General features: G+C 69.2%; 12 protein-coding genes and 1 pseudogene. 6 read left to right on the top strand and 7 right to left on the bottom strand.

All coding sequences use genetic code 11. The features are described 5' to 3' along the window. Nucleotides 1-78: 78 nt before the first annotated feature. Complete coding sequence (locus ACWF94_RS04290) at nucleotides 79-435, bottom strand: hypothetical protein (RefSeq protein WP_453484525.1); 357 nt, start codon at nucleotides 433-435, stop codon at nucleotides 79-81. A 560-nt stretch (nucleotides 436-995) separates the two neighbouring features. On the opposite strand from ACWF94_RS04290, the gene ACWF94_RS04285 reads away from it, so the two are divergent. The 3 genes from ACWF94_RS04285 to ACWF94_RS04275 are packed head-to-tail and all read left to right on the top strand — an operon-like array spanning nucleotide 996 to nucleotide 5019. Beyond that, nucleotides 996-3164, top strand: a complete 2169-nt coding sequence (locus tag ACWF94_RS04285) for a helix-turn-helix transcriptional regulator (RefSeq protein WP_453484523.1) — start codon at nucleotides 996-998, stop codon at nucleotides 3162-3164. Beyond that, nucleotides 3161-4138 carry a hypothetical protein gene (locus tag ACWF94_RS04280; RefSeq protein ID WP_453484521.1) on the top strand — a complete coding sequence of 326 codons (978 nt, stop codon included), beginning with the start codon at nucleotides 3161-3163 and terminating at the stop codon, nucleotides 4136-4138. The genes ACWF94_RS04285 and ACWF94_RS04280 overlap by 4 nt, the downstream gene beginning before the upstream one ends. Then, on the top strand, nucleotides 4135-5019 hold the full coding sequence (locus ACWF94_RS04275; protein WP_453484520.1) for a DUF6339 family protein: 885 nt from the start codon (nucleotides 4135-4137) through the stop codon (nucleotides 5017-5019). The genes ACWF94_RS04280 and ACWF94_RS04275 overlap by 4 nt, the downstream gene beginning before the upstream one ends. Here ACWF94_RS04275 and ACWF94_RS04270 read toward each other — a convergent pair. The 4 genes from ACWF94_RS04270 to ACWF94_RS04255 all read right to left on the bottom strand — a co-directional run bounded on the left by ACWF94_RS04270 (nucleotide 5003) and on the right by ACWF94_RS04255 (nucleotide 8730). Then, complete coding sequence (locus ACWF94_RS04270; protein ID WP_453484518.1) at nucleotides 5003-6097, bottom strand: DNA cytosine methyltransferase; 1095 nt, start codon at nucleotides 6095-6097, stop codon at nucleotides 5003-5005. The genes ACWF94_RS04275 and ACWF94_RS04270 overlap by 17 nt on opposite strands. A 114-nt stretch (nucleotides 6098-6211) precedes the next feature. After that, nucleotides 6212-7183 (bottom strand): DNA cytosine methyltransferase, encoded by a 972-nt coding sequence (locus ACWF94_RS04265; RefSeq protein ID WP_453484516.1) that lies wholly within the window; start codon nucleotides 7181-7183, stop codon nucleotides 6212-6214. A 99-nt stretch (nucleotides 7184-7282) separates the two neighbouring features. Next, on the bottom strand, nucleotides 7283-7699 hold the full coding sequence (locus ACWF94_RS04260) for a very short patch repair endonuclease (protein ID WP_453484514.1): 417 nt from the start codon (nucleotides 7697-7699) through the stop codon (nucleotides 7283-7285). Nucleotides 7700-7716: 17 nt separating this feature from the next. After that, nucleotides 7717-8730, bottom strand: coding sequence for a hypothetical protein (locus tag ACWF94_RS04255; protein ID WP_453484512.1), 1014 nt, complete (start codon nucleotides 8728-8730; stop codon nucleotides 7717-7719). 212 nt (nucleotides 8731-8942) lie between these two features. Here ACWF94_RS04255 and ACWF94_RS04250 point away from each other — a divergent pair, with 212 nt between their 5' ends. Both ACWF94_RS04250 and ACWF94_RS04245 read left to right on the top strand, forming a co-directional pair. Beyond that, nucleotides 8943-9290: a DUF6412 domain-containing protein gene (locus ACWF94_RS04250; protein WP_453484510.1), complete on the top strand. Its 348-nt coding sequence runs from the start codon at nucleotides 8943-8945 to the stop codon at nucleotides 9288-9290. Nucleotides 9291-9397: 107 nt separating this feature from the next. Further along, a complete protein-coding gene (locus tag ACWF94_RS04245; RefSeq protein ID WP_453484508.1) occupies nucleotides 9398-10126 on the top strand; it encodes a YidC/Oxa1 family membrane protein insertase in 729 nt (242 codons plus the stop codon). 76 nt (nucleotides 10127-10202) lie between these two features. Here the strand turns inward: ACWF94_RS04245 and ACWF94_RS04240 are convergent, their stop codons facing one another. Together ACWF94_RS04240 and ACWF94_RS04235 are read right to left on the bottom strand one after the other, a co-directional pair. Continuing rightward, nucleotides 10203-10670, bottom strand: a complete 468-nt coding sequence (locus tag ACWF94_RS04240; protein WP_453484506.1) for a heme-degrading domain-containing protein — start codon at nucleotides 10668-10670, stop codon at nucleotides 10203-10205. Then, the gene (locus ACWF94_RS04235; RefSeq protein ID WP_453484504.1) at nucleotides 10667-11752 is read right to left on the bottom strand and encodes a Gfo/Idh/MocA family oxidoreductase; all 1086 of its coding nucleotides are present in this window, start codon (nucleotides 11750-11752) and stop codon (nucleotides 10667-10669) included. Before ACWF94_RS04235 ends, ACWF94_RS04240 begins: the two co-directional genes overlap by 4 nt. Before the next feature lie 479 nt (nucleotides 11753-12231). On the opposite strand from ACWF94_RS04235, the pseudogene ACWF94_RS04230 reads away from it, so the two are divergent. Continuing rightward, nucleotides 12232-12569, top strand: a pseudogene (locus tag ACWF94_RS04230) (hypothetical protein); the annotation flags it as partial.

Raw genomic sequence — 12569 nt, 5'->3', positions numbered from 1 at the left:
AACCGGAGCGCCGGCCACCGGATCGGATGGCCGACAACTCACGTAAAGATAGCCAAAAGTCGGACGCTGCGCCGAGGACTAGGACACTTCGACCAGGATGCGTACCGTGACGACGAGAACACGAGTGCGCCGGGTGCGACCGCGGCGGCCACGCGGGTACCCGGGAGGACCTACCCGAGGGGGACGCCCCTGCCGCCGACCGTTTCCACGGCGGGTCCGGACACCGGGGCGCGGGGTGCCGGTGGGGTGCCGGTCGGCGGCGGCGATCAACTGCCGGTTGCGCCTGATGGCATCGAAGGTGGTGCCGTTCTGCAGGAGGAATTCCGCCTGCAGATACGGGTCCTCGAACGATTCGTAGTCGGCGACGAATCGTCGCATGCTCTCCAGGTCGAAGTCATCGGGCACGACGGTGTCCCACTCTCTGTTCGAAAGCAAATTCGCGAAATAACATGTGATCGCACTGTTCCTTGAGGTATGCGTCTGGTCGGCGAATGCTCGATGGAGTCGCACGCCCTGGCTGTTGGTGGGTCGACGGTAGGGGAAGGAATCCCGGGCCGCAAGTGGTGAATCCGACGTCGAACCCCGCGAGCGTTTCTGCGATGATGCGTGGTTGCTGTCGAAACGTTGAGGCGCTCCGGTCCCGTGATTTCAGGCATGGACATGACTCATCCCGCCGGGCGAGAAGTTTTTCCGCCGGAGAACGGGTAGAGCCGGGGCAACCGTAGGGCTGCTCACCCCGTCAAGGCAAGCGTCTTCCTTTTTCCGTTGAAATAATCAAGACGGCGGGTCGGAGGTGCGGCGTTTCCGATATTCCGCTTCCGGATATCGGAGCAGGTGCGGCTGGAATAATGGAGTGAAATCGGGCAAATGCTTACAAAGGGTTGTAAATGTTTGATGTGTGGAACCGGCTGGAGGGTGCGTCGGTCGCTGTCAATTGAAAATAGACATGACGTCATGTGTCAAATTCCTTGGTAGGTTGGCATCCGCGACGACGCATGGCCTACCGATCGAGGAGCGTTGAACAGGTGGATGCTGGAGAGGACTTCGGTCCCTGGCTCGCCCGGCAGTTGAGACGGCTCGGCGTGAACCAGGCCGAGCTGGCTCAGCAGGTCGGGGTGACGCGGGCCGCCGTCTCGGCCTGGATCACGGGTCGGGCGGTCCCCCGCGAGGAGACGATGCGAGCCATCGCGGTCGCCATCGGAGCCGAACTCGCGACGATCCATACCCGAATGACCGACGCTGTCACCGGTCGACCGGTCTCCTGGTACCACCGTCCCGCGTACGCCGACGGTGGCCGGGACTTCGGGAACGCGGCTGCCTTCGCCTTCGAGGCCGATGTGAAGGTTCTCGCTCGTGAGGCGACACAGAACAGTCTGGACGAGCGGCTCGACCCGACCGAACCGGTGCGGGTCCGGTACACCCTCCACGAACTGACCGGCGAGGCGCTCGCGAGCTTCCGTGAGGCCATCGGGTGGAGTGACCTCCACCCCCACTACGAAGCCGCAGCGGCTCAGGAACAGAAGGTCGGAAGGGTTGTCGCCGAGGCGCTGAGGGAGATGAATCGACGCGACAGGCTCATTCTCCTGCGGGTCGACGACTACAACGCCACGGGACTCACCGGTGACGACTACGAGGACGGACGGTTCGCGGCGGTCGTTCGCCGCCAGCTCGACAGTCGCAAGCCCGAGGAGTCGGGGCGCAGCGCCGGGGGCTCCTACGGACTGGGCAAGGCCACGTTGTGGGCTACCAGCCGACTCGGCATGGTGCTCATCAACTCGACTCTGTCCGAGGCGCACGAGGGGCGGACCGAACGGCGGCTCATCGGCAGGCTCGAACTTCCGTGGCGTGTCGTCGACGGCAAGCCCTGCGCGGGCCCGGCCTGGCTGGGGGAACCCGATACGGCGGCCGGTAGCGAAGGTGTCGCCCGCTCCTGGTGGGCGGACGAGGAGACGGTGGCTCGACTCCATCTGACCCGCGAGAGCGCGGAACCGGGGACATCGTTCCTCATCGTCGGTGCCCATGACGTGGCGAGCACGTTCAATGAAGCGGCCGATGACGAGGACGCGGGGGACGACGAGGACGCGGGGGACGACGAGACCGTGCGGTCCATGCACAGGAGATTGGTGGCAGGGCTCGCCGAGAGTTTCTGGGCGGCGATGACCTGCGGGGAGGGTGGGACACCGCTTCTGGAGGCGTCGGTGCGCTCCTTTCGCAACGGACAGGTGGTGGCCGCGGAGGAACGAGTGGATCCGCAACGCGCGCAGCCCTCGCGCACCAGGGCGCTGAAGGCATATCTCGACGGCGCCACCGTCGAGCGGCTCACCGAGGTCGGGCAGGTCGCCGTGGCCCGTATCCCTCTGAAGGTGCCGCTGCTCGGCGGTGGCAGGGGAACGGTCGAACACCGGGCGGTCCTCCTGGTCACCGCGGCCGAGGACACCGACGGCAAACCGAATCAGCTCGTGAGCATGAGGGGGAACCGGATGACGGTGAGGTCGGCCAGGGTTCCCGATCTGCCGATCGGTACCGATCCCTTCCAAGCGATCCTTCTCGCCGGTTGGGCGGCGGGAGCGGACGCGGGGAACGTCGATCACGCTGAGGCATTCCTGCGCGCCTCCGAACCTCCGGAGCACGATCGTTGGGGGCAGACCGAGGAATTGTGGACCACCTACTCGCGTACCGCGTACCGACGCATCACCGCCTTCACACGGGCGACCAACGCCGAGGTGAGGGAGCTGGTGGGGCGACGCCGGGACAAGAAGGAGGACGGACCTCGGGTGCTGCGCGACCTTCTGACGCTCGAGGCCGGCCCCGCGGGCGGTTCCAGGAGCGGTGGGTTCCCCTCAGTTCGTGATCTGGACGCGGAGGTGGGTCCGTCGGGGGCCTGGCAGGTAAGGGTGGAGGTCGATCTTCCCGTGCGCCGGGACCCATGGGTCATGGGTCTCGCTGCCAGGTTCGATGTACGTTCCGGGGGCCGACCGGCGGTCGGCTGGTCGGAGATCGTCTCGCTCGAGAACTGTCGGTTCGTCGACGGTGTACTGCACTTCAGGGCGGGAGCGCGATCCGCGGCCTTCAGCGGCACCACGGATGTGGCCACCCACCCGGTCCGAGCCGAGCTGGCCGGTCTGATCGTCGAACTGCAGAAGGTGAGGGGGGTCGCCGAATGAAGGTGCTTCCGTACAGGACGTTGGCCGGAGAGGTCACATTTCGACTGACCACCGTCAAGCTGGATGGAACAGTTCTGGAGACTTCGGTCTTCTCGCAGGAGGAACGCGTCGTCGCCCTCGACCGAGTCGAGCGGGACGGCTGGCGGACCGCACGGCTGAGCATCACGGCGACCCTTCCGGAGCAGGAACTCTCGGAGGGACCCTGGAGCGATGTGCGGGTCCTCGCGGTGCTCACGGAGAAGGCGACCAACTCCAGGACAACCGCCCGACTCGACCGGATGTCCGGCGGAGGCCGTGCCTGGAGCGGACTCCTTCGCTTCTGGCGCTCCGCCTATCACGCGCAGGCGGAGCTCTCGGTGGTCGCCGTCGCGACCGTCGGTGGTGTACCCGGTCGGATCATCGGGCGGTCCGACGAGGACTGGCTCGTGGATCTCACTGCCCGAGCTCCCGTGCGGCGCCATGCACTGCGTGTGGACGAGGTGGACTTCCGTGACGGTCCCCACGAGTGGCTCCGGCCGTTCAAGGACTCCCCGTGGCTGATCGAGACCTCGGAGGACATGCCGACCGTGCATCTGAACACGAGTTTCGACGGCGTGGCGGAACTGCTCGCGTCCGGCGGCGGGCCGTTGGAGAAGGCCGTACGGGACATGCTCGCGGCGCAAATCGCCACCGATGTGTGGACTGCGGTGTTCCATTCGGCCGTCGGCGACCTGGAAACGGATGCGGAAGGCGATCCGCAATGGCCCGGTGGATGGCGGGAGGCCGTGCTGAGGGGGATGGTCACGGACGTACTGCCGGATCGATCGGAGGCGGATGCGCTGCGCGAGATCCACGCCCGGCGAAGAGAGTCCAACGGTTGGAGTGAGCTGCAGCCGCGGATCAACCACGCCGCCATGCGTAGGGCGAGGGTCCCCCGACACCTCGGTACAGCGATCAGGGTCCTCGAATCGTCACAGAGGGGAAGCAAGGCGTGATCGACAGACCCGACCACACCCCCCACCGGTTGGCCCTGCTCGCCGATGCCAACGCGGCGAGGAACCTGAGCACGGGCGTTCTGACGGGTGCGGAGAACCTTCCGTCGATCGCGCTGGCGGGCAGCGCCGAGTCACTGAAAGGGGAACACAACCGGCTGAACGTCGAGCCGCTGAGGGATCTGGTCGACGATGTCATGCATCACTGTCGCGATGACACCCCCACCAAGGCGGACGCCTGGCTGGCGCCCCGCCTGCACGCGACACTCCGGCTGACGCGCAGAGAGGCGGCCGACACGAGGCTGTGGAACTTCATCGCGCTCTGTGTCGCCCCGGACTACGTGCTGTGGCGACACCTGCCGGCGAAGGGGAAGGACGGACTTCCGCCGATGGTCGCCGCAAGCCGATTCCACGGCGCTCACCACACCCAGGCATTCTCCCGCCTGTGGTGGGCGGCGGAATTGTTCCGCGACGGATCGAACTACGAACCGGTACAAGTGGCGTGCGGGAATCAGGATGTGCTCAACACGGCTCTGAGGCTCGACATCATCGACCACCGGCCCACGGCTCAGGCGCTGATGAAGATCGTGGGGAAGGGCACGGCAACGACGGGTCGTGAAGTGAACGCCTTGGCCGCTGCCGCGAACACGGCAGGCAGCACCCTGATGTACGACGTGCTCGCACCTGACGACGATTGGAACGGCGACGCGCTGTCCCAGTGGATCCAGGAGGGTGACTCGGCACCGCCGGTGTCCCGACGGCGCCTGCCCCACGGGCCCGAGGACGGCCCGGTACCGGAGGAGTCCGTGGATGACCTCGTCGGCCTCTTCGAGGAACTGTTCGTGGATGCCCGGGTCCGGGGGAGGGTCAAGGACGAGGGCTGACCGGCCCGGTGAACATGGAACGCTCCACCGAGGCGAGGCCCCGGGCGAGAGCTTCGGGGCCGAGGCCGAGCGCGGCGGCAAGCACATGGACGCCGAGGCGAGGAGGAATCGCGTTTCCGATCTGCTGCGCGATGCCGCGACCGGCCCATGGGTGATCGGCAGGGAAGGTCTGCAACCGCCCCGCCTCGGCATTGGTGAAGCGGGGGAGTTCTGCACCGTCGGGTGTCACCACACGGTTACGGGAGATCTTTCCCGTAACCGTGGCGGACGGATGGTCGGAATGCCGCCGACCTCGCGCCTTGGGGTCTCCGCCGGTTCCGTAGTTGGAGACCACATGGAACGGCTCCAGCCGCTCCGGCAGGACATCGGTCATGGTGACCCAGGGCAGCAGCCGCTGGTCACCCTCGGTGCGACACACACCCTTCCTGTACGCGCGGTGCGTGGGCACGGGCATGACGGGGTCGGTGCTCCGGCGAGCGATCAGAATGGCACGACGACGGGTCTGTGGCACTCCGAACTCCTCGGCACGCAGGACAGCGGGCTCGGCCACGCGATATCCCTCGGCTTCGAGAAGCTCCCGCATCGCCCGCCACACAGGGAGCACTGCGGGCACCTGCTCCAGCACGATCGCCTCGTAAGGCCGGTCGGCGTCGACGGCGGCCAGCACCCATCTCAGCGGTTCCAACACCATGCCCGTACGCTCGTCGTCCAGGTCCGCCAGCCGCTCGCCGATCTTCTCGCGGGCAGCCATGCGCTTGGCGAGGTCCAGCACGTCGTCCAGGGCGCGCCGGCCCGCACCGGACCCGGCGACCGTGTAGGTCTGGCAGGGCGGTCCACCGGCGAGGACGGTCGCGTCAGGAAAGTGGGAAGGGCCGTAGTCCCGGACGTCGCCCTTCAAGGTCTCGAGGCCGGCCGACCGGCGGGTGGCACAGGCGTCCTCGTCCCATTCGATGCCGGTCTCGACCGCTACTTCCAGGTGTTGCGCGGCGATGTCCAGCCCGCCCGGCCCGGCGAAGAGGTCGACCATCCGGAACGACGGGGCTGGAGCGATCGGGGGATCGAAGACGGAGGCGGTCATGAGAGCGAAGTCTAGACGGGAGATCTTGCCGCCGGCCCCAGGACAACGAGCGCATTCCCGGATGGGGGACCCGGGGCGGATACTTGTCCCGCTCCGTCCGGTGCCCGGCAGGATTCAGGAGAGAAGGGCCCTGGAAATGGCATTCCCCAGCGCCTCGCCGACCGGGGGCGGGGACGCGTGACCGATCTGCCGGTATTTCTTGGTCTTCCCCCCGGCGAACGCCCAGTCCTCGGGAAAGGATTGCAGCAGGGCGGCCTGGCGTACGGTGATCTTCTTGTGGGGGGATCCCGATGTGTCCGACTCCTGGACGCCGTCCGGTCCGGGAACCTCGTCGCTCAGGGCTCCGCCGTTGATACCCATCCGTGCCCAGGCATTCTTCGTACCGCGGAGCCCGAGGTCCGCGCCACCCCGCTCGTACGAGCCACCCACGAGTGTGGGGGCGACACTGTCCGCCTGAGCCGCCCATTCGTCGGCCTCTGTCCATCCTCGCTCTGACATCGACGCGTGGAGGGCGTCCCCGACCGTGCGGTGTCGATCCACTGTGGGGCTCGGTGGACGGAAGGAACTGAAGTACCTGCTCTGCAGGGCGACGAGCAGTCCCTGCTGACGCTTCTGGGGAACGCCGAAGTCGGCGGCGTCGATCACGAACCAGCTGAACTCGTAGCCGAGGTGATCGAGCTCCGCCTCGATGTAGCCGCGTACCTCCACGAACTCCGGACCATCGACCAACTCCGGGACGTTCTCGATCAGCAGGGCGCGTGGCCGTACTGCGTGGGCGAGCAGGGCGGTCGCCTTCAGCAACTCCCGCTCGATGCCTGTTTCCACCCGTTTCCTCGTCGCCGAGGACTGCACCCGAGGAAGGCCCGCGGAGAGCAGGTCCACGTCGTAGCTCTTCGGGTGCTCGGCAGGATCGAAGTCCCGAAGATCCATCTCGTGGACATCCCACATCGGCCTGTTGATCCGAAGTGTCTCGCAGGCGACGTCCCTGTTGTCCAGGAGTAGAACGGGGTCGAAGCCCGCACGCTCGAGCCCGAGGGCGAGCCCTCCCGCTCCTGCGCACACGTCGACCGACTTCAGCCGCTCCACCTGAGGCTCCTTCCCGTGGTGTCGAACCGCATCGGTGACCCTATGCAGCGCGGTCACGGATGTCGATGCGATGGGCCCCGGGTCGGGAGGTCGAGTTGATCAAGGTCCGGAGAGTCGCCGGCGTACGGCTCTCGCGACCTCGGCCGCGACATCGGGGGGTGGCTCGTGCTCCCAGAAGCGAAGTACGGTCCATCCCTCGGATTCGAGATGCTCCGTCGTCTCGAGGTCGCGTGCCATGTTCTTCCCCAGTTTCACCCGCCACCAGTCGGCATTGGACTTCGGTTGGGTGGCGTGAACGGGACAACCGTGCCAGAAGCATCCGTCGAGAAAGACCGCGACCTTGGCACGCTGAAAGGCGACATCGATCTTGCGTCTGGGCATTCCGGGAACGGGGACGTGAAGCCGATAGCGCATGCCTCCCGCGTGGAGGAGCTTGCGTACGGCCATCTCGCATCCGGTGTCACGTGAGCCCTGGCGACTCATACGGTTGGAGACGCCGGTCGAGGAAGGCGTCATGCGGGGAACTCTGTCGCTCATCCCTGCGGACCCCCGTGGCACCCCCGGTACGCCGCCCCCGACCCGCACCAGCAAGGTGCCCCCTTCGCCGGGGGCCACGCCGCCGCGCGGCCGCGGGCCGCGAGGGTGGTGGCGTATTGGGGGAGGAGGTCGGCGTTGGCGGGGGAGGACTGTTCGGAGGCGGCGAAGGCTTCGTAGGAGGGGACGGTGGAGGTGACGATGCCGAGGTTCTGGGTGCCGGTGGAGGAGAGGTCGCGGAGGGAGGACTCGATGGCGGCGAGGTGGGCCGGGTGGGAGGGGTACTCGGAGGCGAGGGAGGGGTACGCGGTGAGGAGTTCGGTGAGTTCGGGCTCGGGCCAGTGGAGGACCGCGACCGGGAAGGGGCGGGAGAGGGCGGAGCGGTAGGAGCCCAGTTCGGAGCGGAGGCGGGCGATTTCGGCGCGGAGTTCGGCGGGGTTGTCGGAGCCGAGGGCCCAGAGGCGTTTGGGGTCGTGCAGCTCGTCCAGGGAGATGGGTGTCTGGGCGGTGTGGACGCGGTCGGCGAGGGCGTCCCAGTCGTCGTGGGGGTGGTTGAGGAGGCGGCGGACACGGTGCCGGCCCGTGAGGAGGGACTGGGTGTCGTACGGGATCTCGTCGTCGCCCGGGGCGAGCAGGAGGGTGACCGCCGCGGTGAAGCAGTCGTGGGACGCCTCCAGCTCGTCGTGGGACTCCAGCGTCTCGGCGATGATCTCCCAGGGGGCCGCGTCCGCTGGGGCCGCCGTGCGGATGCCGTTGATCAGGGCACGGGCCTCGGCCTCGTGGCCGTACTCCCACAGGTTCGCCGCCTGGAGGGCCTTGACCAGCAGGGGGCGGTCGGGGCCGGAGGCGAGGAGGCTGTCGTAGAGGGTGGAGGCGCGTTCGCGGTCGCCGGCCAGTTCGAGGTGGGCCGCGGCTTGGAGCAGCAGGGGCTCGTTGTCCTCGGGGTACTGCGTCGCGGTACGCAGCAAACGCTCGGCTTCGGCGATGTGGTCGGCAGGCGTGTCGGGGCGCATGATGGACACCGTACTGCCGTACGGGGCTCGGCAGGGATGTCGTATAGCTCTCACAAGGGGCGTACGACTCTGGTGACTTCGGGTCGCACCGTCTAGGGTGCGCCCGAGCGGGAGCGGATACCGGTGGTCGTCCAGGGACATGGCTCGCCGAGGCGGTCCTGTATAAACGGTAGTACGTACGATGGCAGTACAGGTGGCACGGGGGAGGGGACATGGCGCGACTGACCACGCGGGTGCGTACCGCCGGCTCCGCTCTCCTCGCTCTCCTGCTTGTCCTGCTTTTCCTCGGGGTCACGGTCCTGGAGACCGTGCTCCTCGACGGCGGTGGCCTCGCCGCCGCCGTCGCCCTCGCCGCGACGGCCACCGCCGTGGCCTCCTCCGCGCTCGTCGTCTGCGCCGTCATCAGCGCACGCTGCGCCCCCGCCGTGCCCCGCACCCGGGTCCGCACCGCCATCCGCGACCGTGAGAAGCGCACCGCCTTCCTTCCTCAGCGTGACCCCGACGCCCGGGGCCGCACCAGGCCCCGAGCGCCCGGGAGTGCCCTCCCGACGGCCGCGTAGGGGACTCTCCGGATCTCGGAGGCGCTTGAAACCGCAGTTCCCCTTGTGGGTCGTCATGCCGACATATCTCCTCTCCCGGCACGACGAGACCCTCGGAGGGCTCACCCATGTCCGTCTTCGCCAGCCTGGTCGAGCGCCTGGCCGAACTGCTCCAGCCGCTGTTCCAGACATCGGCCACGGCCGCCGCGATCATCCTGTTCACCGCCGTCGTACGACTGGCCGTCCATCCCCTCTCCCGCGCCGCCGCCCGGGGACAGCAGGCCAGGACCCTCCTCGCGCCGCGCGTCGCCGAAGTGCGCAGGAAGCACAGCAAGAACCCCGAGCGGCAGCAGAAGGCCCTGCTGGAGCTGTACGCCAAGGAGAAGACGTCACCGCTGTCCGGCTGTCTGCCGAGCCTGCTGCAACTGCCGGCCTTCTTCGTCATGTACCACCTGTTCTCCAGCAGCCGGATCGGCGGCGAGCCCAATGGCCTCCTCGACCACGCGCTCTTCGCCGCCCCGCTCGGGGGCCGCTGGAGCGACGCGCTGGGGGATGGCGGTGTCTTCGGCGCGGCGGGGGTGGTGTACCTCGTGCTGTTCGCGATCGTCAGCGGGGTCGCGGCCTTCAACTACCGGCGGACGAAGCGGCAACTGGCGGCCAATCCGCTGCCGGAGGGCACGCCGCCGGGGATGGGGGCGATGACCGGGGTGCTGCCGCTGCTCTCGTTCGCGACCCTGATCACGGTCGCGGTGGTGCCGCTGGCCGCCGCGCTGTACGTCGTGACCAGTACGGCCTGGTCGGCGGTGGAACGGGTCGTGCTGTACCGGGACACACCGCCCGCGGGTGGCCTGCTGTGAGGTCGCCCCTGCGTTGCTGCGCGGCCCTTGCATTGCTGTGCGGTCGCCCCTGTGTCGCTGTGCGGGGGCGTGCCCGTCACGAGGTGAGGAAGCGTTCCAGTGCCTCCACCACCAGGGCGTGGTCATCGAGCTGCGGCAGGCCCGAGACCGTCACCGAGCCGATCACGCCCGTGCCTTCGATGGTGATCGGGAAGGAGCCGCCGTGGGCCGCGTACAGGTCCGGGTCGAGGCGGGAGGCGGCCTCGAAGGTCGTGCCCCGGTCGCGGTGGCGGGTGCCGACGAGGAGTGAGCTTTCGCCGTAGCGTGCGACGACGCGCCGCTTGCGGTCGATCCAGGCGTCGTTGTCCGCGGTCGACCCCGGGAGGGCGGCATGGAACAGCCGCTGGGCGCCCCGGTGGATACCGATGGCGACCGGGGCCTCGCGCAGCCGGGCCATCTCCACCAGGAGGCTGCCCAGCGCCCAGGCGTCGTCGAGGGTGAAGTGGCGCAGCGCCAGGCGCTGCTCCTGGGCCACCAGGTCATCGACGGTCGGCCGGCCGGTCATCCGGGCACCCGTACGGTGATGCCCTCATGGGCCGAGCGGCGTGCCGCCTCCAGGACGTCCAGGGTGGCCGCGGCCTGTTCGGCGGTGACGGGTGGGGGAGTGCCGTCGCGCAGGGAGCGGACGATGTCCGCGTAGTACGCGGGGTAGTCGCCCGGGACCGTGGGAATCGGGTGGCCGCCGCCGGTGACCGGGGACTCGCCCGAGCCGAGGCGGCCCCACAGGGATTCGTCCTCCACCCCCCAGGCCGCCCCGGCGGAGGGGCGGTCGCCCGCGCGGAGGGCGGCCTCCTGGGGGTCGAGCCCGTACTTCACGAACCCGGCGCGGGAGCCCAGCACCCGGAAGCGCGGGCCGAGCTGGGCGGCCGTGGCGCTCATATACAGATGGGAGCGGACGCCGTTCGCGTGGGTGAGCGCGATGAAGGTGTCGTCGTCGGCCTCGGCGCCGGGGCGTCGTACGTCGGACTCGGCGTACACCCGGGCCGCCGGGCCGAACAGGGTCAGCGCCTGGTCGACCACATGGCTGCCCAGGTCGTACAGCAGACCGCCGATCTCCCGGGGGTCGCCCGACTCGCGCCAGCCGCCCTTGGGCCGTGGCCGCCACCGTTCGAAACGCGATTCAAAACGCTGTATGTCGCCGAACGCGCCGTCCTCGACGAGACGGGAGAGAGTACGGAAGTCGTTGTCCCAGCGGCGATTGTGGAAGACGGAGAGCAGCTGCCCGCGCGCGGCGGCGAGGGCGGCCAGCTTCCGGGCGTCGTCGGCGGTCCCCGCGACCGGTTTGTCCACGACGACGGCGAGTCCGGCGGTCAGGGCGGCGGAGGCGAGTGGGACATGCGTCTTGTTCGGGGTCGCGATGACGGCGAGGTCGAGTTCACCGGCGCGCGCCCACAGCTCGTCCGGCCGCGCGGCGAGACGTACGTCCGGGAACGCCTTAAGGGCCCGCTCCTGGCGCTCCGGGTCCGAGGTGACGACCGTGTCCAGCGCGAGGCCATCGGTGGCGGCGATCAGCGGGGCGTGGAAGACGGAGCCCGCGAGGCCGTAGCCGATGAGTCCGACGCGGAAGGGGGTGCGGGTGCCGGTCATGTTCCCCACTTAAACAACGGGGTTGCCATCGTGCAAGGAGGGGCGGGAGCGGTGGGGCCCGCGCACCGTGTCCCGTTCGACGCGTGTGCCCGCGCGCCGTGTCCCCTTCGCCGCGTATGCCCGCGCGCCATCTGCCCGCGCACCATCTGCCCGCGCCGGTCGCGCCTGCCGAGCGCTGCCCGGGTCGCTGCCGGGGTGCCGAGGGGCCACGCCCCGGGGCTGACGGCCGCGCCCCGGGCGCCCGGGGGCCGCCCACGGGGTGGGGTTGCGCTGATGGGGCGAACTCACGGGGCCGTTCGGGGGACTCGGGCCCCGGCGGCGTACGCGAGGGGAATGCTCTCCGTGACGGCCACGCGGTGGCACCACCGTGCCGGACCGGTCAGGCCCCGGTCGGGCACTGTCAGGCACAGGTCAGGTGGTGGCCCCGGTGGTACGGGCAGCAAACCGGCGGTACGAGCAGCAAAGGTGACCCCTCACTCATGTCACTCATGCGACTGCGCAATGCCCTCGCCGCCGGCGTCATCGCGGCCGTGTCCCTGCCCGCGCCGGCCGCCATGGCCGCCACGCCCGCCATGGCCGTCACGCCCGCCGTGACTGCTACGGCCGCTACGGCCGCGCGGCTGCCCCTCGCCTCGGCCGACGCCCCGAGCGCCCCGGCCGCCGTCCCGGAGCCGCCTCCGGTCGACGCCCGGCCACCCGGCTGCGGGACCGCGTCCCGCAAGGAGTTCCCCATCGACACCCGGATCCACGGCGGTCCCGCCGCGCACCACCCCGGTGGCGGCTTCGAGCAGTGGTCGGTGGATCTCACCAACACCAC

Source organism: Streptomyces sp. NPDC055078 (assembly GCF_053607985.1).
Note: the sequence above shows the minus strand (reverse complement) of the source record. Positions and strands in the feature narration are given on the sequence as shown.